17 protein-coding genes and 1 pseudogene are annotated in these 20,929 nt (G+C 75.1%); 9 read left to right on the top strand and 9 right to left on the bottom strand.

The window, feature by feature from the left end:
- Window positions 1-5: 5 nt before the first annotated feature.
- The 3 genes from GY42_RS04525 to ligD form a co-directional block, all read right to left on the bottom strand.
- Window positions 6-1,205 (bottom strand): App1 family protein, encoded by a 1,200-nt coding sequence (locus GY42_RS04525; RefSeq protein ID WP_082131345.1) that lies wholly within the window; start codon window positions 1,203-1,205, stop codon window positions 6-8.
- Complete coding sequence (locus GY42_RS04520) at window positions 1,202-1,774, bottom strand: Dps family protein (RefSeq protein WP_046528424.1); 573 nt, start codon at window positions 1,772-1,774, stop codon at window positions 1,202-1,204. The genes GY42_RS04525 and GY42_RS04520 overlap by 4 nt, the downstream gene beginning before the upstream one ends.
- A gap of 117 nt (window positions 1,775-1,891) precedes the next feature.
- Complete coding sequence (gene ligD, locus GY42_RS04515; protein ID WP_046530540.1) at window positions 1,892-2,818, bottom strand: non-homologous end-joining DNA ligase; 927 nt, start codon at window positions 2,816-2,818, stop codon at window positions 1,892-1,894.
- A gap of 95 nt (window positions 2,819-2,913) precedes the next feature.
- Here ligD and ku point away from each other — a divergent pair, with 95 nt between their 5' ends.
- The 3 genes from ku to GY42_RS04500 all read left to right on the top strand — a co-directional run bounded on the left by ku (window position 2,914) and on the right by GY42_RS04500 (window position 5,435).
- Window positions 2,914-3,963, top strand: coding sequence for a non-homologous end joining protein Ku (gene ku, locus GY42_RS04510; RefSeq protein WP_046528423.1), 1,050 nt, complete (start codon window positions 2,914-2,916; stop codon window positions 3,961-3,963).
- Between the two features lie 37 nt (window positions 3,964-4,000).
- Window positions 4,001-5,017: a PHP domain-containing protein gene (locus tag GY42_RS04505; protein WP_046530539.1), complete on the top strand. Its 1,017-nt coding sequence runs from the start codon at window positions 4,001-4,003 to the stop codon at window positions 5,015-5,017.
- Between the two features lie 136 nt (window positions 5,018-5,153).
- On the top strand, window positions 5,154-5,435 hold the full coding sequence (locus tag GY42_RS04500; RefSeq protein ID WP_046528422.1) for an HU family DNA-binding protein: 282 nt from the start codon (window positions 5,154-5,156) through the stop codon (window positions 5,433-5,435).
- Window positions 5,436-5,522: 87 nt separating this feature from the next.
- Here GY42_RS04500 and GY42_RS04495 read toward each other — a convergent pair whose 3' ends face one another.
- Window positions 5,523-6,077: a DUF6328 family protein gene (locus GY42_RS04495; RefSeq protein ID WP_046530538.1), complete on the bottom strand. Its 555-nt coding sequence runs from the start codon at window positions 6,075-6,077 to the stop codon at window positions 5,523-5,525.
- 104 nt (window positions 6,078-6,181) lie between these two features.
- On the opposite strand from GY42_RS04495, the gene GY42_RS04490 reads away from it, so the two are divergent.
- Window positions 6,182-7,228, top strand: coding sequence for a threonine aldolase family protein (locus tag GY42_RS04490; RefSeq protein ID WP_046528421.1), 1,047 nt, complete (start codon window positions 6,182-6,184; stop codon window positions 7,226-7,228).
- A gap of 66 nt (window positions 7,229-7,294) precedes the next feature.
- Here GY42_RS04490 and GY42_RS04485 read toward each other — a convergent pair whose 3' ends face one another.
- From GY42_RS04485 to GY42_RS04475, 3 genes are all read right to left on the bottom strand, one after another.
- Entirely contained in the window at window positions 7,295-9,073 is a 1,779-nt protein-coding gene (locus GY42_RS04485) for a cellulase family glycosylhydrolase (protein WP_046528420.1), read from the bottom strand.
- 133 nt (window positions 9,074-9,206) lie between these two features.
- Entirely contained in the window at window positions 9,207-11,120 is a 1,914-nt protein-coding gene (locus GY42_RS04480) for a glycoside hydrolase family 6 protein (protein ID WP_046528419.1), read from the bottom strand.
- 263 nt (window positions 11,121-11,383) lie between these two features.
- Window positions 11,384-12,478: a LacI family DNA-binding transcriptional regulator gene (locus tag GY42_RS04475; RefSeq protein WP_082131690.1), complete on the bottom strand. Its 1,095-nt coding sequence runs from the start codon at window positions 12,476-12,478 to the stop codon at window positions 11,384-11,386.
- Between the two features lie 107 nt (window positions 12,479-12,585).
- On the opposite strand from GY42_RS04475, the gene GY42_RS04470 reads away from it, so the two are divergent.
- Window positions 12,586-15,213: a substrate-binding domain-containing protein gene (locus GY42_RS04470; RefSeq protein WP_236686712.1), complete on the top strand. Its 2,628-nt coding sequence runs from the start codon at window positions 12,586-12,588 to the stop codon at window positions 15,211-15,213.
- A gap of 258 nt (window positions 15,214-15,471) precedes the next feature.
- Here the strand turns inward: GY42_RS04470 and GY42_RS18575 are convergent.
- Together GY42_RS18575 and GY42_RS04460 are read right to left on the bottom strand one after the other, a co-directional pair.
- Window positions 15,472-17,106: pseudogene (locus GY42_RS18575) on the bottom strand (DEAD/DEAH box helicase); the annotation flags it as partial.
- 277 nt (window positions 17,107-17,383) lie between these two features.
- Window positions 17,384-17,800, bottom strand: coding sequence for a CoA-binding protein (locus GY42_RS04460; RefSeq protein ID WP_046528416.1), 417 nt, complete (start codon window positions 17,798-17,800; stop codon window positions 17,384-17,386).
- Between the two features lie 200 nt (window positions 17,801-18,000).
- On the opposite strand from GY42_RS04460, the gene GY42_RS04455 reads away from it, so the two are divergent.
- From GY42_RS04455 to GY42_RS04440, 4 genes are read left to right on the top strand one after another with little or no spacing between them, the layout of a single operon-like run.
- Window positions 18,001-18,555, top strand: coding sequence for a CDP-alcohol phosphatidyltransferase family protein (locus GY42_RS04455; RefSeq protein WP_233421119.1), 555 nt, complete (start codon window positions 18,001-18,003; stop codon window positions 18,553-18,555).
- A complete protein-coding gene (locus GY42_RS04450) occupies window positions 18,552-19,505 on the top strand; it encodes a DUF881 domain-containing protein (RefSeq protein ID WP_052748204.1) in 954 nt (317 codons plus the stop codon). The genes GY42_RS04455 and GY42_RS04450 overlap by 4 nt, the downstream gene beginning before the upstream one ends.
- Entirely contained in the window at window positions 19,502-19,834 is a 333-nt protein-coding gene (locus GY42_RS04445; protein WP_046528414.1) for a small basic family protein, read from the top strand. Before GY42_RS04450 ends, GY42_RS04445 begins: the two co-directional genes overlap by 4 nt.
- Window positions 19,831-20,892, top strand: coding sequence for a DUF881 domain-containing protein (locus tag GY42_RS04440; RefSeq protein ID WP_052748203.1), 1,062 nt, complete (start codon window positions 19,831-19,833; stop codon window positions 20,890-20,892). Before GY42_RS04445 ends, GY42_RS04440 begins: the two co-directional genes overlap by 4 nt.
- Window positions 20,893-20,929: the final 37 nt, after the last annotated feature.

The raw sequence follows: 20,929 nt of genomic DNA, 5'->3' as shown, positions 1-20,929 counted from the left end.
CCGGATCAGTCCACCAGCCCGGCCTCGCGCGCCCGGGCCAGCAGCTCCTGGCCGTCGGCCCCCTGCAGCAGCACGACCCCCGGCGCGTCGGCGCGCTCCTCGGACTCCTCCTGCTGCGCCGTCGCCCCGGGCAGGCCGTGCGACAGCACGTGCTCGGCGGCCGTGAGCTGCCGGATCAGCACGCCCGCGACGCGGTCGCGGTGGTGCTCGACGGCGCCGGCGTAGATCTGCGGGTCGTGCTGGCCGTCGTCGCCCACGAGCAGCCAGCGCACCTGCGGCAGCTCGGCGAACAACCGCCGCAGCTGCGTGACCTTGTGCCGCTGCCCGCTGCGGAACACGCCCGTGTTGGTCGGGCCCCAGTCCGTCAGCAGCAGCGGACCGGCGGGGTAGTCGTGCCGGCGCAGGAAGCGGCCGATCGCGGGCGCGGCGTTCCACGCCCCGGTCGACAGGTACACCACGGGGGAGTCGGGGCGCGTCGCGCGCAGCTCGCGGTAGAGCCGCGCCATGCCGGGCACGGCCTCGCGCGCGTTCTCGTGCCGCACGAACTGGTTCCACGCCGCGACCAGCGGTCGCGGCAGGCGCGTGACCATGACGGTGTCGTCGACGTCGCTGACGATCCCGACGGTGGGCTCGGGCCCGACGACCACGACGCGTGCGGTCGTGCGCGCGTCGTCGATCGACGTCAGGGGGACGTCGTGCCACCCGGGCGCGAGGTCGGCCTCGACGACCGCGTCGAGGTAGCCGCCGCGGTCGGTCGTGAGGCGGTGCGTGCGACCGCCGACGGTCACCTCGACGGGTGCTCCGGCGACCGACGCCGTGAAGAACGACCGCCACCCGCGCACCGAGGGCGCGGGACGCTCGCCGGCCTGCGCCGCACCGCCCGCGTCGGGCAGGTCGCGCTCGTGCACCTGGGGGGACGCGAGCAGCGTGCGCGCGAGCACGCGCACGCGCCCCGCGGTGCCGTAGCCCACGAAGCCGACGATGCGCACCGTCCAGCCGCGGCGGCGCAGCACGCCCGCGAGCGCGGCGTCGAACCTGTCCTCGAGGCGTGCCGCGAGGTGCGGGCGCCGCACGGGCGAGCCGTCGGGGTTCTCCAGGGGTGGCGTGACGCGGCCGGTACGCAGGCCGTCCCCGCCGGGCGTCGTGGCCCGGGCGGGGACGGGAGCTGCGGTGGGCGGCGCCGCCGAGCGGTGCCGTGCCGTCACGGTGCCGTGCGAGCGGCCGACGCGGCGGCCTGCGCCGCGCCTTCCTCGGTGCTCTCTCCGTCGGTCGACAGCGCGCCGCCCGAGGACTCGAGGTGCGCGCGGACGAACCAGTGGAACAGCTCGAGCTCGTGCAGGTGCCCGACCAGCAGGTCGTTGGTGACGGTGTCGAGCTCCTCCGTCGCGGCGGCGGCCTCGCGGTGGTCGGTGATGACGCCGACGTAGACCTCGTCGAGCGCGCCGAGGTGCTCGGTCGTGCTCGCGCGGCCGATCGAGTAGTCGTCCCACGTGCGGGCCTTCACGAGCGCTCCGGGCGTGCCGACGGGCGCGACGCCGAGCGTCGCGATGCGCTCGGCGATCGCGTCGACCATGAGGCGCACGGCGTCGACCTGCGGGTCGAGCATCTCGTGCACCGCGATGAAGTGCGGGCCGACGACGTTCCAGTGGATGTGCTTGAGGGTCAGCGCGAGGTCGTTGAGCGCGTTGAGGCGTCCCTGCAGGATCTCCGCCACCTTCGCGCCGTCCTCGGGGGTGAGCGACGGGACGGTGTACTTCGGCAGATCGCGGGCCATGTCCACTCCTTCACGTGCGGGTACGGGCCGCTGCGGCCCGGGTGACGTCCACGCTGCCAGCACCGACGCGGGCTCGCCATCCGAGAGCGGCGCGTCGCGGCGTGGGTGCGCGGTCGCTCACTCCTGCTCCCACGGGTCGGGCGTCGTGTCGGTGCGCAGGCCCCGCACGACGGGCTGACGCAGCCGGCCCGACGGCGTGCGCACGAGGTACCGGGTGTCGACGAGGACGACGGGCTCGACCCACACGGTGCCGCGCGCGTCGACCGGTGGCACGGGGTCGGCGAACGGGCTGGTGGCGCGCTCGTGCGTCTGCAGCACGGTGCGCAGGCCGCGGGCTCCCAGGGTCGTGAGGCCCGAGCCGGCGCGCCCGAGGTACCGCAGGTCGCCCGCGGCGTCGGGTGCGCCGAGCAGCACGGCGCCGAGGTGCCCGGTGCCGGTGGACTGCGGGCGCCAGCCGCCGACGAGCGCGGTGCGCGTGCGGCGGTGCGCGGCCTTGACCCAGTCCGCCGAGCGGCGCCCGGCACGGTAGGGCGCGTCGCGGCGCTTGGCGACGACGCCCTCGAGCCCGTGCTCCCGGGTGACCTGCCACAGGTCGTCGCCGTCGTCGTACCAGGGGGAGGCCTGCACGTGGTCGGGCAGGTCGAGCGCGTCGAGCACCGCGCGTCGCGTCTCGAGCGGCAGCGGCGCGAGGTCGTGGCCGTCGCGGCGCAGGACGTCGAACACGAGGTAGGTCACGGGCCGGGCGGCGGCGAGCGCGGCGGCGCGGCGCGGCTCGCGCACGTGCATGCGCTCGGCGAGGGCCGCGAAGGACGGGACGCCGGCGTCGAGGAGCACGACCTCGCCGTCGAGGAGCACGTCCCCCAGGTCCGCGAGGGCCGCGAGCTCGGGGTAGGCGGGCGTGACGTCGCGGCCGTTGCGGCTCGTGAGGTGCAGCGTGCCGTCGCGGACGTCGGCGAGCACCCGGACGCCGTCCCACTTGACCTCGAACACCCAGGCTGCGCCCCGCGGCAGCGCGGTGCCTCTCGGCGCTGGGGTGGCGAGCATGGGCTCCACGGGTCCATCCTGCCCGGGGACGGTGCTGCGGGCGCGGTGTGCGCCCAGGTGCGGCGCTGCACGGGCGGCGACGAGGAGGACGTGGCGTGCGGGCGATCTGGAAGGGCGCCGTGGCCTTCGGCCTGGTGAACGTGCCGGTGCGGCTGTACGCCGCGACGGGGGAGCACGAGGTGCGGCTGCACCAGGTGCACCGCGAGGACGGTGGCCGCATCCGCTACCGCAAGGTCTGCAGCCTGGACGGCGAGCAGGTCGAGTGGGCCGACATCGCGAAGGGGTACGAGACCGAGGACGGCGAGCTGGTCGTGCTCACGGACGAGGACTTCGACCAGCTGCCGTTGTCGACGGAGCGCGAGATCGAGGTGCTGGAGTTCGTGCCGGCCGAGCAGGTCGACCCGATCCTGCTGCAGAAGACGTACTACCTGGAGCCGGACCGCACGGCGGCGAAGCCGTACGCGCTGCTGCGCGGTGCGCTCGAGCAGACGGACCGCGTCGCGGTGGTGAAGGTCGCGATCCGGCAGCGCGAGTCGATGGCGGTGCTGCGCGTGCGGGACAAGGTCATCGTGCTGCAGACGCTGCTGTGGCCGGACGAGGTGCGCGAGGCCGACTTCCCGGTGCTCGACGACGACGTGAGCGTGCGCCCGCAGGAGCTGACGATGGCGTCGTCGCTCGTGGAGTCGCTCGCGGCGGACTTCGACCCGTCCCAGTACGAGGACGCGTACGTCACGGCGCTCGAGGAGCTGATCGCGGCGAAGGTGTCGTCGGGGGACACGCAGGCCCCCGCGTCCCCGCCGGAGGAGGAGGGCGCGTCCGAGGGCGGGGCGGAGGTCGTGGACCTGCTGGCGGCGCTGCAGCGGTCGGTCGACAAGGCGCGCGCCGCGCGCGGCGAGGACGCGGACGAGGGCTCGGCGGGGTCGGACTCGGGGAGGTCGTCGAGGCGGACGTCGTCGACGGGGCGCGGCGCGACCGGCGGCGCGGCGAAGGCCCGCGCGAGCACGGCCGCGTCCTCCACGACGAAGGCCGCGGCGAAGGACGCGCCCGCGAAGAAGTCGGCGGCGAAGAAGGCACCGGCGAAGAAGGCCGCCGACGCCGAGGACGCGGCCCCCGCGCGTCGCAAGGCCCGCAGCAAGGCCTCGTGACGGCGTCGTGACGGACGACGACCCGCACGGTCGCGTCGTGGAGGCGGTCGCGGCGCTGCGGCGCGTCGCGTTCCTGCTCGAGCGCGCGCAGGCGAGCGGCTACCGCTCGGAGGCCTACCGCACGGCGGCGCGCACGGTCGAGGCGCAGCCCGCCGACCGCGTCGCCGCGCTGACGGACGCGGGTTCGCTCACCGACCTGCCGGGCGTCGGGGCCAAGACCGCCGACGTCGTCGCACGCGTGCTCGCGGGCCGCGACGTCCCGACGCTCGACGAGCTCGAGGCGCAGGCCCGGGCCGCCGACGACGCGCTGCCGGACGCCGCGGCCCGGCTGCACGGTGCGCTGCGCGGCGACCTGCACACGCACACCGAGGCGAGCGACGGCTCGGCGCCCGTGCAGGAGATGGTGCTGGCGGCCCTCGGGCTGGGGCGCGAGTACGTCGCGGTCACCGACCACTCGCCGCGCCTCACGGTCGCCCACGGGCTCAGCGCCGCACGCCTGCGGGCCCAGCTCGACCAGCTCGCCGCGCTGCGCCCCGCGGTCGCGCCGTTCGAGGTGCTGAGCGGCATCGAGGTCGACGTCCTCGACGACGGCACGCTCGACCAGGACCCCGACCTGCTCGACGAGCTCGACGTCGTCGTCGCGTCGGTGCACTCGAAGCTCCGCATGGACCGTGACGCGATGACACGCCGCATGCTCGCCGCGGTGCGCGACCCGCGCACCGACGTGCTCGGGCACTGCACGGGCCGCCGACTGACCGGGCGCCCGCGGCCGCCCAGCGACTTCGACGCCCGTGCGGTGTTCGACGCGTGCGCCGAGCGCGGCGTCGCCGTCGAGATCAACAGCCGCCCCGACCGGCTCGACCCGCCGCACACGCTGCTGCAGGTCGCCGTCGACGCGGGCTGCGAGTTCACGATCGACTCCGACGCGCACGCCCCCGGGCAGCTCGACTGGCTCCGCGCGGGCTGCGAGCGCGCCGCCGCGCACGGCATCGGACCCGAGCGCGTCGTGACGACGCGCAGCGCGCAGGACGTCCGCGCGCGGGGCCGACGTTGACGCGACACGCCCGTCGCGGTGCGCCGAGCGGGCTCCGCGCCGTTAGGGTCGGAGGCCGTGCGCACGCGCGTCGTGCGGCACCGCCCCGGCCGGTGATCGACCGGGGCAGCGAACCGAGTACCAAGGAGCACCCGACGTGAGCGTCAACCGCACCGAGCTCGTCCAGGCCGTCGCGGCCAAGGCCGGCCTGACCAACACCGACGCCGACAAGGCCCTCAAGGCCTTCCAGGAGGTCGTCGTGGAGCAGCTCGCCGCCGGTGGCGGCGTGTCCATCCCCGGCTTCCTCGCGGTGGCCAGCGCGGACCGCGCCGCCCGCACGGGTGTCAACCCGCAGACCGGCGAGAAGCTCGAGATCCCGGCGGGTCACCGCGTGAAGATCACCGCGGGCAGCGCCCTCAAGCGCGCCGTCCAGGGCTGACGCACGCCCCTGACGCCCCGGTCCGCCGCGCGCGGGCCGGGGCGTCGTCGCGTCCGGGCCTGGTCGCACGGGTCGTCGACGGCGACGTCAGGCCCGGTGGTCGCCTCCGGGTCGCGCCTCGGGGTCGTCGTCGGCGCGGCGCGCGATGACGTGCGGCAGCACGACCCACGCGAGCGTGATCACGACCACGAGCACGCCCGCGGCGACCCGGCCCGCCGTACGCGTGAGCACGACGTCGAACAGCAGCATGACCGCACCCGTGAGCACGAGCGCGAGGGCCGCGAGGCCGCCGCGCGCGAACCGGTGGCCTGCGTCGACGAGCTGCGGCTTGAGGCGGCGGCGGAACAGCAGCCGGTGCAGCGACACGGGCGCGATGATCAGCACGGTCGCGAGCGCCGCGAGCACGACCAGCACGAGGTACAGGTCGCGCTGGTACGCGTCGAGGTCGGCGAACCCCGACTGGAACGGGATGGTCAGCAGGAACCCGGTGAGGATCTGCGCACCGGTCTGCGTCACGCGCAGCTCCTGGAGCAGCTCGTCCCAGTTGCGGTCCATGCGCTCGGTGTAGGTCTCGTGCCGGCCGTCGCCGGGGACGTCCGCGTCCGGGTCGGGACGGGGGTCGTCGGGGGCCGTGCGGGTCATGCCGTCCTCCTGCGCTGCGTCGGGCTGCACGGATCATGCCCGCGCGGTCCCCGCGGCGCACGACGAGCGCCTGACCACGCGCCCGCGTCGGCGAGACTGGTGCCGTGAACGACCCGCAGCCCGCCCGCCACTTCGCCTCCGACAACTACGCGGGGGTGCACCCCGAGGTCCTCGACGCGATCGTCGCCGCCAACGTCGGGCACGTCCCCGCGTACGGCGACGACCCCTGGACCGAGCGCCTGCAGGACGTCGTGCGGGGTCACCTCGGCGAGTCGGCCACCGCGTACCCGGTGCTCAACGGCACGGGTGCCAACGTCGTCGCGCTGCAGGCGATGCTGCCGCGCTGGGGTGCGGTCGTGTGCACCGAGGCCGCGCACGTGCAGAACGACGAGAACGCGGCACCCGAGCGCGTCGGCGGCCTCAAGCTGCTCACGGTCCCCGCGCCCGACGGACGCCTGACGCCCGGGCTCGTCGAGCGGCAGGCGTGGGGCTTCGGCGACGTGCACCGCGCGCAGCCGGGCGTCGTGTCGCTCACGCAGTCCACCGAGCTCGGCACGGTGTACACGCCCGACCAGGTGCGCGCGCTGTGCGACCAGGCCCACGCGCTCGGCATGCGCGTGCACGTCGACGGCGCGCGGCTCGCGAACGCGGCTGCGAGCCTCGGGCTGCCGCTGCGCGCGCTGACCACGGACTGCGGCGTCGACGTCGTGTCGCTCGGCGGCACCAAGAACGGGCTTCTGCTCGGCGAGGCCGTGGTCGTGCTCGACCCGGCCGCGGTCGACGGCGTGGGGTACCTGCGCAAGTCCGGCATGCAGCTCGCCTCGAAGATGCGGTTCGTGTCGGCGCAGCTCGTCGCGCTGCTCGAGGGCGACCTGTGGCTGCGCTCGGCCGCGCACGCCAACGCGATGGCCGCGCGCCTGCGCGCGGGCGTCGACGCGATCGGGACCCTCGACGTCACGCAGCCCACCGAGGCGAACGCGGTGTTCGTCCGCCTGCCGGCCGCGGTCGCGGCCGAGCTGCGCCGTCGCTGGCGGTTCTACGACTGGGACCACGCCGACGGCACCGTGCGCCTCATGTGCGCGTTCGACACCACCGCGCAGGACGTCGACGACCTCCTCGCGGCGCTGCGGGACGCGCTCGCGCGCGCCTGACCACCGGCTCCGCGGCCGCGACGGCCCGCCACCTCACGAGGAGGTGCCGGGCCGTCGCGCGCGCGGTCAGGCCGCGGTGCAGGCCGCCCCGTCGAGCGTGAACCCGGACGCCGCACCGGGCGTGCCGCCGCCGTGCGACGCGTTGAACCCGATCTCGGCCGTGCCGCCGCTCGCGAGGGCGCCGTTCCAGGTCGCGCTCGTGACCGTCACGGTCGCGCCCGTCTGGGACCACGTGCCGCCCCAGCCCTGCGTGACCGTGACGCCGGCGGGGAGCGTGAAGCGCAGCGTCCAGGACTGCCGCGCCGCGCCCGTGTTCGTCAGCCGCACCGCACCCGTCAGCCCCGAGCTCCACGAGCTCGCGGTGTAGCGCACCGTGCACGAGCCCGTGGGCGTGGTGGGGCTCGCGGTCGGCGTGGGTGTGGTGGTCGGGGTGGGGGTGACGCTCGGCGTCGGCGTCGGCGTCGGCGTGGGCGTCGGCGTGGGGGTGGGCGTGGTCGTCGGCGTGGCGGTCGGGGACGGGCCGCCGCCCGTGGCCTGCGACAGCGAGATGCCGGTCGCGCTGCCGACGCCGCCGAGCGGCACGTCGTGGTCGAGCCCCACGAACTTGCCGCCCTGCTGCCACAGCGCGGGCTTCAGCAGCGCGTACTTCTCCTCGTCCCACGTCGCCCAGTCGTAGCCGAGCAGACCACCGGTGTCGCCGGAGTTCGGGTTGAGCACCCAGAACGTGTGGCTCAGGCGACGGTCGGCGATGAGGTCGCGCAGCGCGACCATCCAGCGCTCGTTGCGGCCGCCGTCCATGAACCCGCCCCACTCGCCGATGAGCAGCGGAGCGGTGTTCTCCTTGTGCAGGTACAGCCAGTTCGGGTCCCACACGTCGCGCTCGAGGCTCGCGCGGTCGAAGTCGCCCGCGAACCACTTCTGCTCGTACACGAGCGGCCCGTAGTCGTGCGGCGAGTACACGAGCTGGTCCTGGTTCGCCCCGAGGTCGATCGGGAAGTCCCGCACGCCGCGCAGGTTCCCGCCCCACCACGTGCCGTAGTAGTCCGTCAGGCCGCTCGACGTCCACGGCACGCCCGGCTTGGGGTAGACCTCGACACCCTCGATGAAGACCAGCCAGTTCGGGTTGATCGCGAGCACCTTGCGCGACGCCGTCTCGGCGAAGTGCTTGAAGTTGTCCTTGTCGGTCGACCCGTCCCACTTGGCGCGCTCGGTCGAGCCCTGCGTGCCGTGCGGCTCGTTCTTGATGTCCGCGCCGATGATCGTGTCGTCGTCCTTCCAGCGCGTCGCGGCCCACTCCCACCCGGTGTACACGTCCTCGGTGGTGATGGTGCCCTTCCACCACACGGGGTGGACATGGCCGGAGTTGTCGGCCTCGGCGCTGTGCACGTCGAGGAACACCTTGAGGCCGTACTCCTCGCACATGTCGAGCCACTTCTCGAAGATCTGCAGGCTGTTGAGGCCCGCGAGCTCGGGGTTGGCGTACTCGTTGACGTTCGGCTTGAGGAACGTGCCGGCCTTCCACTCGAGCAGCAGCTGCGTCGAGATCGGCACGCGCACGACGTTCATGCCGCGGTCGGCGATGCCCTTGGTCAGCGTGCGCATGTTCGCCGACCACAGGCCGTGGAACACGCGCTCGGAGGCGTTGAAGCCGAACCAGTTGACGCCGGTCAGCCACACCTCCTTGCCGGAGGCGTCGACGATCTGGTTGCCGCGCGTGTGCAGCCAGTCGGGTGTCGCGGCGGCCTGCGCGGGGGCTGCCGACAGCGCGAGGGGGAGGGCGAGGGCGCCGGCGGCGAGGACGCCTCCGAGCGCGGTGCGCACGCGGCGCACGCGAGAGCTGGTCACGGTTCTCCTGGGTGCGAGGAGCGGGTCGGGGGAGCGGGACCGCCGGTGGCGGACCCGCCGCGAAGGGCCCTCCCGGAGCGGTCCGGGAGGGCCCTTCGTCGTCACGTCGGACGCGTCGGCGTCCGGGGGCTCGTCAGCCCACCTGGCAGGTGGTGCCGTTGAGCGTGAAGGACGTCGGTGCCGTGTTGGTGCCCGAGTGGGTGCCGTTGAAGCCGATGTCCACCGACGCGCCCGGTGCGAGCGCACCGTTCCACGCGGCGTTGGTCGCCGTCACCGTGGAGCCGGACTGCGCCCACGTGGCGCTCCAGCCCTGCTGGACGGTCTGGCCGTTGGCGAACGAGAACCGCAGCGTCCAGGCCGACAGCGCGGACGTCCCCGTGTTCTTCACGCGGACCGAGGCCGTGAAGCCCGAGTTCCAGCTGCTGGCCGTGTAGCTCACGCTGCACGTGCCGCCCGGGTTCTGCGTGGGCGTGGGCGTGGGGGTCGGCGTCACGGTCGGCGTCGGGGTCGGGGTGACCGTCGGCGTCGGCGTGGGCGTCGGGGTGACCGTCGGTGTCGGCGTCGGGGTGGGCGTCGGCGTGACCGTCGGCGTGGGCGTCGGCGTGGGCGTCGGGGTCGGCGTGGGCGTCGTGCCGTCGGCCGGGATGACCGGGTACGCGTTCTTGACCAGCGTCTTGAACTGCGCCTCGAACCACTGGCCCGCGAGCGGGGCGTCGGGCGTGGCGCCCGTCGGCAGGTTGCTCAGCTTGGGGGCGACGTAGGTCGGGTCGCACATGCGGTCGAAGCTCTTGCCCTGGTCGTTCGGGATCTCCTTCGACGCGCCGTCGGACTCGCCCGGGGGCTTGATCCACACGTACGCGTCGAGGTAGGAGTCCGCCGGCGCGTCGGCCGGCGTGGCCCGCGGGAGCTCGCCGATGCCGGCGCCCAGCGGGTTGCACCACGCACCGCGGTGGTTGCGGCGGTCGATGCGCGACTCGTTGACGTAGGTGTCGACGTTGGTGCTGGTCGAGACCTTCGTCGGACGGTCCGGGCCGCCCCAGCCGTTGCGCGAGGTGTCGATGAGCATGCCCGTCGACGCCGGGAAGCCCTCCGCGACCAGCAGGCGGTGCAGCTGCGCGGTCCACGCGTGCTCGCCGAAGTCCGGGTTCCACTCGTAGAACTTGGCCGAGCGGACCTGAGCCGAGCCGACCTGGAGGTTCGGGTTCGGCAGGAACGGCTCGGCGAGCGGCGTCGAGTTCGCGGTGTTCGTGACGAAGCCGTCGATCGACGCGAAGCCCTTCTTGGTGCTCTTCGCGACCTCCGCGAACAGCTTGGCGGTCGGGCCCGAGTTCGAGTCCCAGCCCAGCCAGCCGGAGTGTGCCGCGTCGAGGTACGTGTAGACGTTCGGCAGCGTCTTGAGCTCGTCGAGCGCGTACTTGACGCCCTCGCGGTAGTAGGGCGCGGACTGCTGGCAGGCCTGCTCGGAGATGTTCGTCACCAGGTTCGGCAGCGAGTCGGGCTCGATGGTCGCCGCGATCCGCAGGTCCTGGTACTTCGGGTCGGACAGCAGGTCGACGATCGGGTCGATGTACTCCGTCTGGTAGCGCGTGAGACCGGCCGCGGTGGCGGGCAGCTCGCCGTTCGACGCGAGCGCGAAGCAGTCGCGCCCGGGCAGGTTGTAGATCACGAGGTTGAAGACCAGCGGCTGGCTGCCGGACTTCTGCTTGAGCGCCTCGTCGAGGTGGAACTTCAGGCCGTTGCCGTCCGCGTTGCCGGTGATCGCGCTGATGCGGTCCATCCACACGGCGGTCGGCTGCTTGGCCACCGTGCGCATCTGGGCCGCCAGCGTCGGGTCGCCGGCACGTGTGGCAGCGCTCTCAACCGTCGCCGCCCACGTGGGGTTCACGTACTGCTTGGCGCCGGCGTACGGGTTGTCGACGTGCGCCTCGGCGGCCGTGGCCGCCGTGCTCGCGAGCGTCAGCGGCACGGCGACGAGCGCCGTCGCCGTCGCCGCGGTCGCGACGGCGCGCCAGCGCCGTCGAGCCGTTCGATTGCCGTGTGTGGACACGGGTCCTCCGCAGGGTCGGTGGTCGTACCCGGCCCTCGGCGGCGACGGGTACGCGTCGCCCAGGACGAGTCCTCGGCGACTGCTGCGCATTCCTTCACGACGCGGCGTCGACGGGATCGTCGCGAATCGTTTAGGGACGGCCGCGTTACCCAATCGTTATCCGCGGTTCACCCGCTCTGACCTGCATCTGCCCAGGTCAGAGCGAAGTGAGCGCTCACTCGGGCCACGTCCGCGCGACCGTCCCAGCCGGTCCACCCCTCGGCTCACCGCGAGCGCGGACCCGTGCTGCCCCGCACCGCCAGACCACCGATCTCGATGTGCCGCACGGGTGACGGCTGCTGGTCGAGCACCGCCAGCACGGCCTCGCCGACGGCCGTCCCCAGGTCGGCGTGCACCGAGGGGAGCGCCGTGATCGAGGGCGTGGCGAGCCGGCACAGCGGCGAGTCCGACAGCGCGACCACCGACACGTCCCACGGGACGGCCAGTCCGGTGCGACGCGCGACGTCGAGCGCGGCCACGGCCATGTGGTCGGTGTCGAACACCACGGCCGTGGGCGGCTGGTCCCCGGTGAGCAGGCGACGCGCGGCGGCGGCCGCCTCCTCCGGCGAGCCGGCGGTCGGCTCGTGCACCAGCACGGCGCCGCCCGCGTCGAGCGCGTGCTGCAGCCCGGCGGTCCGCGCGCGCGTCCGCAGGAGCGCGGCCGGCCCCGTGACCACCCCGACACGACGGTGCCCGAGCTCGATGAGGTAGCGGCCGACCCGCTCGGCGGCGAGCTCGTCGTCGACGTGGACGTTCGCGACCTCGCCCGGCACGTCGCCGCCGCCGACGACCACCGCCGGGATCCTCAGGCGCCGCAGCGCGTCGAGCCGGGGGTCCTCGGCGCGCACGTCGGTGACGACCATGACGTCGAACCGCCGCTCTGCCCACCACTCGCCGTAGAGGCCGACCGCCGCCGGCAGGTCCTCGACGACCTGGAGCACGAGCGCGAGCCCGCGCGTCGCGAGCACCTCCTGGAGCGCGACCACGAGCTCGAGGACGTGCGCGCCGTACCCGGCCGGGCCGGTCAGCCCGCGGTCGACGACGAGCCCGACCGCGCGGGGGCCCGAGCGCATCGAGCGCGCGGCCGCGCTGGGGCGCCACCCGAACTCGTCCGCGACGCGCAGGACGCGCTCGCGCGTCGCGGCCGACACGCCGGGGCGGCCGTTGAGCGCGTACGACACGACGGCGATCGACACCCCCGCGGCCTTGGCGACGTCGGTGATGGTCGGACGGCGGGCCCCGGGGCCGCCGACGACGGGCTGCGCCCCGGTCGCGGGAGAGACAGCATCTTTGCCGGTGTCATGTGCAGGAGTGACCACGATCACCTAGTCTTGCGCCCGTTGCGGGTGAAATGCATCAGCTCGGCTCCGACGGCGTGGGCGAGAGGTGGGACATGGTGACGGTCCGACGGGGGGTTCCCGCCACGGTGCGACGGACGATCGGCGTGCTGTCGCCGGTCGTCGGCGGGTTCTACTTCGGGGCGCTGATCGCCGGCGTGGCGCGTGCCGCGCGCGGTGCCGGGCACCGGGTCGTCGCCGTCCAGACGTACCCCGCGGGGCTGGACCGGGAGCGCTACCCCGACGAGTCGGTCCTCGACACGCCGGTCGCGCTGGGGGCGGTGGACGGGCTCGTCGTCATCGGCAAGTCGCTCAGCGCCGAGCGGCTCGCGGCCGTGCGCGAGTGGGGCGTCCCGGTCGTGCTCATCAGCGAGGACCCGGCCCACCCGGACGACCCCGTGGTCGTGCCGGACAACGTCGGCGGCGTCCGGGAGGCGGTCGAGCACCTGCTGTGGCACGGGCACACCGCGATCGGGTTCCTGGGGAACCTCGGCCAGCGCGACATGCGCGAGCGGTTCGCCGCCTACCGGTCGACGCTCGCCGAGCACGGCATCGAGTCGGACGACGCGTGGTGGTACGAGGCCTCGGACAACCAGGAGCTCGGAGGTGCCGACGCCGCGGCGCGCATGCTCGCGGCCGGCACGCCGACGACCGCGGTCATCGCCGCGACCGACCGTAACGCGGTCGGCTTCCAGCGCGCGCTGCGGTCGCACGGCCTGGTCCTGCCGCGTGACCAGGCGGTCGTGGCGTTCGACCACGCCGACTCGGGCGCGCGCGTCAGCCCGCGGCTGTCGACCGTCGACCCGCACTTCGGTCGCGTCGGGGAGCAGGCCGTGCACCTGCTGCTCGCGCGCATGCACGGCGACGACGTCGCCCCGGGCGAGCACCGCGTGGCGTCCTCGCTCGTGGTCCGCGAGTCGTGCGGGTGCACCGAGGTGACGTCCCCCGCGACGGCGGTGCCCGTCGACGAGGACGCCGTCGGGGGAGCGCTCCTGCGCCGGCTCGCGGACGTCGCGTTCGCCGGTCCCGTCGGGTCCGGCACGGCGCGGCGGTCGGGCCACGACGCGCGCGAGGCGTGGTGGCGCGCGGTGGAGGAGCCCCTCGACGTGGCCGCCGAGCGCGGGACGGCGCCGGCGCCCGCCGCGCTCGGGCGGTTGTCGGACCTCACGGCGGCCCTGCAGCCGCACCCCGAGGCGCTCGAGCAGATGGTCACGGTGCTGCGCACGGTCGAGTGCCGGCGGGTCGCGGCGCTGCCGCCCGCGCGCGCCGACAACGCGCCGGCCCTGCGCCGCGCGGTGACCGACGTCCTGCTCGCCGTGACGAAGGGCTGCACGCGCGCGATGCTCGCGCGCAGCGGCCAGCTCGAGCGCACGATCGTCGACCAGTACGAGGTCGACATGGACCTGCTGCGCGGCGACGGGGCGAGCCCCCGCGCGCTGGGCTGGCTGCCGCGCGGCGTGCGCGGCCACGCGTGCCTCGGGCTGTGGGCCAGCAACGACCGCGGCCCGGGCGACCGCGAGATGGAGATCGTCGGCGTGCACGACACGACGGGCACGCTCTCGCGGCTCGTGGGCGTGCGGACCACCGCGAGCCAGTTCCCGCCGCCCGCGCTCACCCGGGCGGGCACGGTGGGCTCGAACGAGCTGACGTTCGTCGTCCCCGTCACGTTCGGCGGCAGCGACTGGGGCCTGCTCGCGATCGACGGCACGGTGGAGACCCGTTCGACGCAGCCGCGGGACCGGTTCAACCACTGGGCGGCGCTGCTCGCGGTCGCGCTCGACCAGGAGCGGCTGCTCGCGTCGCTGCGCGAGCAGCGCAAGGCCCTCGAGCAGGCCGCGGCCCGCGAGCGCGCGCTGGCCGACACGGTGCGTGAGAGCGAGGAGCGGTACGCGCTCGCGTCGATGGCCGCGCACGACGGCACGTGGGACTGGGACGTGTCGGCCGGCACGGTCTACTACTCGCCGCGCTGGAAGCAGACCCTCGGCTACGCCGACGAGGTGATCGGCGACCAGCCCGCCGAGTGGCTCGAGCGCGTGCACCCGGCCGACCGGGACGAGCTGTCCGCGGCCATCGCGGCGCAGCTCGGCGGCGGCGGCACACCGCTCGAGCTCGAGCACCGCGTGCGCACGCAGTCGGGCGACTACCGCTGGATGATGTGCCGTGCCGTCACGGTCCTGGACGACGCGGGCTGCCCCGCCCGGCTCGTGGGCACCCTCGTGGACGTGACCGAGCGCAAGGAGGCCGAGATCGCGCTGCAGCGCGACGCGCTGCACGACCCCGAGACGGGGCTCGTCAACCGCCTGCTGCTGCTCGACCGGCTGGGCGCCGCGCTGCTGCGCTGCCGACGGTCGCCCTCGTACGACTGCGCGGTCGCGCTCGTGCGCGTCCAGGAGCGCGTCGGCGACGACGACCCCGGCCCGGACGTGCACCGCGAGGTCGTGCGTCAGCTGCGCCGCCCGCTGCGCGAGGGCGACACCACCGCGCGCACGGCCGAGGACGACTTCGTGATCCTCGTGGACGACGTCGGCCCCGACGGCATGCCGGAGCGGCTCAAGGAGCTGCTCGAGCGCCTGCGGCGGGACGTCGGGCCGCGGCTCGCGGTCGGCGTGCTGGGCTCGGTGCGCGGTCTGCGCGACGCGCACGACGTGCTGCGTGAGGTGGAGATGGTGCTGCTGCGCGCCCAGGCGAGGACGGACCCGCGGACCGCGCTGCGCTGAGACCGCGACCTGGCATGACCGGGACGGCCGCGGTCCGGCGGCGTCGTGCCGGTGCGAGGCCCGGGACGGCACGAGGGGCGCCACCGTGGCGGTGGCGCCCCTCGTGCGTGCGTGCGTCGTGTCAGTGCGTGCGGTGCACGCGGTCCCCGCGCGACGGGCGACGCGCGCCCGGGGGCCGGTCGGGCCGCCGGTGTCGACGCGGATGTGCAGGGGCCGGCCCGCGACGCGCGTGCGGGCGAGCTTGTCGACGGCCTCGGGCGTCAGGCCGTTGGGGATGTCGACGAGCGCGAAGCTGCCGTAGATGTCGATGCGGCCCACGTCCTTGCCGGTGAGGCCGCCCTCGCCGGTGAGCGCCCCGACGAGCGCACCCGGCTGCAGGCCGTCGCGGTGCCCGACGGCCACGCGGTAGCGCGGGTTGCCGCTGGGGCCCGTGGTCGTCGCGCGCCGCCGCGCCCCGGCGACGTGACCGCCGCGGGACTCCTCGGTGCGCGTCTCGCGCGCGTGCTGCACGGCGCTGTCCAGGTCCTCGCCGTCGGTCGCGGCGACCGGACCGTCGTCGCCCACCGCGAGCGCGGCGACGGCGGTGAGCAGGTCGACGAGGTCGATGCCCGGGTTCGCCTCGATGTGCTCGCGCACGGCGTCGCGCACGACCTCGAGGCGTCCGGCGGCGATGCGGTCGGCGGTCTTGCCGAGCAGGGCGGCGGCGCGGTGGGCGCTGACCTGCGCGGGCGTCGGGATGGTGATCTCGGTGAGCGACGTGCGGGTGGTCCGCTCGATCTGGCGCAGGCGCGAGCGCTCGGCGGGCGTGACGAACGTCAGCGCCTCGCCCGAGCGGCCCGCGCGGCCGGTGCGCCCGATGCGGTGCACGTAGGCCTCGGGCTCGCGCGGCAGGTCGAGGTTGACGACCAGGCCGATGCGCTCGACGTCGAGCCCGCGCGCGGCGACGTCGGTCGCGACGAGGACGTCGAGCTGGCCCGAGCGCAGCCGTTCGACGATCCGCTCGCGGTCCGCCTGCGCGACGTCGCCCGAGATGTGGGCCGCGGCGACGCCGCGCTGCACGAGCGCGTTGCCGACCTCCTCGGCGTTCTCGCGGGTGCGGACGAACACGATCGCCGCCTCGGCCTCGCTGACGGCGAGCACGCGCGCGAGCGCGCCGGTCTTGTGGCGGAACGGCACCACGGCGTACGTCTGGCGGACGGACTCGACCGTCGACGACTGGCGCGAGACGGCCACCGACACGGGGTCGACCAGGTGCTTGTCGGCGACGCGGCGGATCTGCGGGGGCATCGTCGCGGAGAAGAGCGCGACCTGGCGGCCCGCGGGGGTCCCCGACAGGACGCGGTCGACGTCCTCGGCGAAGCCCATGCGCAGCATCTCGTCGGCCTCGTCGAGCACGAGGAACTTGACGTCGGCGAGCTTGAGCGTGCGGCGGTCGATGTGGTCGATGACGCGGCCCGGCGTGCCCACGACGACCTGGGCGCCGCGCGCGAGGGCGCGCTGCTGCGGCAGGTACGGCGAGCCGCCGTACACCGCGACGACCTGCAGGCCGTCGATGTCGGCGGCGAACGACGTGATCGCGTCGGCGACCTGCATCGCGAGCTCACGCGTCGGCGTCAGCACGACCACCTGCACGGCGGCGAGGGTCGGGTCGACGCGCTGCAGCAGCGGCAGGCCGAACGCCGCGGTCTTGCCGGTGCCCGTCTGGGCGACGCCGACGACGTCGCGGCCCGCGAGCAGCGCGGGGATCGTGCGGGCCTGCACCGGGGTCGGCGCGGTGAAGCCGAGGCGCGTGACGGCGGACAGGATGTCGGGGGCCAGGCCCAGGTCGGCGAACGTGCCGGTCTCGGGGGCCGTGGCGGACGTGGGGAGGGCAGCGGGCAGCGCAGAGCTCATGCGGGAAACCGTTCCGGTGGCAGTGGGGGAGGTCCGGGGCGTCGTCACGACGGTGCCCGACGTCGCTCGCCCCGGTTCCAGACCACGCGCCGATCCGACGGCGCACGCACGTTGCACGATGCGGGCGGTGGCTGCCGGCTGCGCCGGCGTCCGCCCCACGAGAGGGGATGCGACAGACTCCAGTTGTCCAGGACAGCCTACCGCCCGTGTCGAGCGCATCCCCGGACGGCGCCGGGTGACGTCGCGCACAGGGGGCGACGACCGCGCGCCGTCCGCGTCACCCGAGGCCGCGCGCGCGGCCTTCGATCGCGGGGCAGGCGTCCTGCACGACCAGCACGCCCGCGGCGCGGGCGCGGGCCACGGCGGCGTCGGCGTGCACGCCGAGCTGCAGCCAGACCGCCCGGGCGCCGACCGCGACCGCCTCGTCGACCACCGCGGCGGCGCGTGCGCTGTTGACGAAGACGTCGACGACGTCGGGCGGCTCCGGCAGGTCGCGCAGCCGTGCGTGACCGCGCGCACCGTGCACGGTCGGTGCCGCCGGGTGGACGGGGACGATCGTGTGACCGAGCCGCTGCAGGTACGCCGCGACGCCGTACGCGGCACGCCCGGTGTTCCCGGACAGGCCGACGACCGCCCAGCGCGCGGGCGTGCGCAGCAGCCGGTCGATCGCGGCGGCGGACGGCTCGTCGGTCATGCGTCGAGCCTGCCAGCCGCCGACCGGTCACGCGCGGGACGTCGGGCCGCGGGACGCGTCGGCGGCTGCCGCGCGAGCCCGCGCCGTGGACGCGGCACCGCCCGCGACCTGCGCAGGCATAGGATCACCGCAGGACGTCGACGGGGGAGGTCGTGGCGGAGGACTCGCCGGTCAGTGCACGCGTGCTCACCGTGCCGAACGTGATCAGCCTGGCACGGCTGCTGCTGGTGCCGGTCTTCGCGTGGCTCGTGGCGGAGGGCCATGACGCGTGGGCCCTCGTCGTGCTCGCGGTCTCCGGCGCGAGCGACTGGCTCGACGGCGTGCTCGCGCGCCGCATGCACCAGGTCACGCGGCTCGGGCAGATGCTCGACCCCGCGGCCGACCGGCTGTTCATCCTCGTCACGCTCGTCGCGCTCGCGTGGCGCGGCATCGTGCCGTTGTGGCTCGTGGTCGTGCTCGTCGCTCGCGACGTCGTCCTCGCCGTGATGCTGCTCGTCCTCGCGCGCGCCGGCTACCCGCCCCTGCGGGTGCACCTCGCGGGCAAGGCCGGGACGTTCGCGATCATGTACGCGTTCCCGCTGCTGCTGCTGTCCGAGTGGCCGTCGGCCGTCGGCATCGCCGCCGGCGTCGTGGGCTGGGCGTGCGCGCTGTGGGGCGTCGGCCTGTACTGGTTCGCCGGCGCGCTGTACCTGACGCAGGCGGCCGCGGTCATGCACGCGGACGCCCGCGCGTCGCGCGCGACGAGGACGCCGTGAACCGTCGGCACGCGCAGGCCACGTCCCGCGCCGCCGACGCGTCGATGACCCTCATCAACGAGGTCTACCGCCGGCCGCTCGACCCGGGGTACCAGGAGGCCGCGGCGCGCCGCGCCGACGGGCTGGCGCCGCGACGGACGGCCCGCGGCGCGGTCGCGCTGCTCGTCCTCGCTGTCGCGCTCGGCGGGTTCGCCGCGACGGCCGCCGTGGCGCTGCGGCGACCGGCGCCCGAGGCGTTGCAGGCGCGCACGCTCCTGGAGAACGAGATCCGCGAGAGGACCGCGACCGCCGACGAGCTGCGTCGCGGGAACGCGGCGCTCTCCGCCGAGATCGCCCGCCTGCAGCAGCGGGCGGCGTCGACCGACGACCCCGAGCTGTTCGCGCAGCTGCAGCGCGACGCGGTCGCCGCGGGCGTCGTGCCCGTCACCGGGCCGGGCGTGCGCGTGGTGCTGACCGACGGCGTCCCCGACGCGAACGCGGCGGCGGACGACGCGAGCTCCTACGTGCTCGACGTCGACCTGCAGGTCCTGGTCAACGGGCTGTGGGCCGCGGGGGCCGAGGCCGTCGCGGTGAACGGCGAGCGGATCACGTCGACGACGGCGATCCGCAGCGCGGGCGCCGCGGTGCTCGTCGACAGCACCGCGCTGAGCAGCCCGTACACGGTCGAGGCGATCGGTGACGCCGTCGCCATGCAGACCGCCCTGGCACGGACGTCCGCCGGGCAGCACCTCGCGTCGCTGTCGCAGTACGGCATCGACGTCGCGATGTCGTCGCAACGCACGCTCGACCTGCCCGGTCGCGGGCAGATCGCGCTGCGCTCCGCCCGCGTCGCGGGTGACGACGAGACGACGGACGACGCGGACCCGGCGCCCGAGGAGCACGACGTCCTTGGGTCGTCCCCGCGGGATGTGGCAGGGTCGTCCCGTCCCGACCAGGAGGAGGCCCGGTGATCGCGCTGATCGGTCTCGTGCTCGGGGTCGTCGCGGGCCTCGTCATCGAGCCGACCGTCCCGGCCGAGCTCCAGCCGTACCTGCCGATCGCGGTGGTCGCGGCGCTCGACGCGCTGTTCGGCGGCCTGCGCGCCTACCTCGACGGGATCTTCGACGAGCGTGTCTTCCTCACGTCGTTCCTGTCGAACGTCGTGGTCGCGGCCCTCGTGGTGTTCCTCGGCGACCAGCTCGGCGTCGGGTCGCAGATGACGACCGCGGTGATCGTCGTGCTCGGCATCCGGATCTTCTCGAACGCGGCCTCGATCCGTCGGCACCTGTTCAAGGCATGACCGACGACCAGGCGCCCCGGCCCGCGGACGACTGGCCCGGTGGACGTGAGCTTCCCGACGAGGGGCCGGTGATCGACCCGTCGGACCCGCTCGGCCTGGGCGGTGCCGCGGACGAGCGCTCCGACGCCGTGCGCGAGGCGCCGCCGACCGTGCCCGTGCGTCGCGTCGTGCCGGCGAAGGCCCGCGCCGACGGCGGTGCCCAGGACCCCACGACGGACACGTCCGCCGGCGAGCGCCCCGCCGAGGGGCCGGCCGCCGAGGGCCCCGCCGCCACGGACCCCGCAGCCGAGGGGAGCGCCGCGGGCGGGACGCCGCACGCGCCCGTCGTGCGTCCCGCGCGCTCGGGCTGGTCGCGCCTCGGCCACGCGATGCGACCGCGGACGACGCAGGGTCAGCTGCTCACCGCGGCCCTGTGCGCTCTGCTCGGCTTCGCGCTCGTCGTGCAGGTGCGGCAGACGTCCGAGACGCAGCTCGGCGCGCTGCGGCAGAACGACCTCGTGCGCCTGCTCGACGAGACCACGACCCGCACCGACGAGCTCGAGCGCGAGTCGCGCGACCTGCAGCGCGAGCGCGACGAGCTGCTGTCGGGGTCCGACCGGCAGCAGGCCGCCCTCGACGCCGCGCGCCGCACGGCCGCGATGCAGGGCATCCTCACCGGGCGCCTGCCGGCGACCGGCCCCGGCGTGCGGATCACGCTGACCGACGTCGACGGGGCGATCCGCCCCGCCACCATGCTGCACGTCCTCGAGGAGCTGCGGAACGCGGGCGCCGAGGCGATCGAGCTCAACGGGCAGCGGATCACCGCGAGCAGCGCGTTCACGGGCGGCCGCGACGGGGTCCTGCTGGACGGCGTCGCGCTGGAGTCGCCGTACCGCTGGACGGTCATCGGCGACCCCGACACGATCGCCCCGGCGCTCGAGATCCCCGGAGGCGCCGCCGCGCGCGTGCGTGCGGACGGCGGCCGCGCGACCGTCGAGAAGTCGGACCACGTGGAGGTCTCGGCGGTCCGTGTGCTGCCGGACCCGGTCCACGCGACGCCCGTCGAGGGCGGCGACTGATCCCGGGCGTGCCGCGCAGCACGGGGTGTCACCCGCG

Origin of the sequence: Cellulomonas sp. FA1 (assembly GCF_000986825.1) — a bacterium.
In the GTDB taxonomy this organism is placed as follows: domain Bacteria; phylum Actinomycetota; class Actinomycetes; order Actinomycetales; family Cellulomonadaceae; genus Cellulomonas; species Cellulomonas iranensis.
This window is presented reverse-complemented; position numbering and strand designations above follow the sequence as displayed.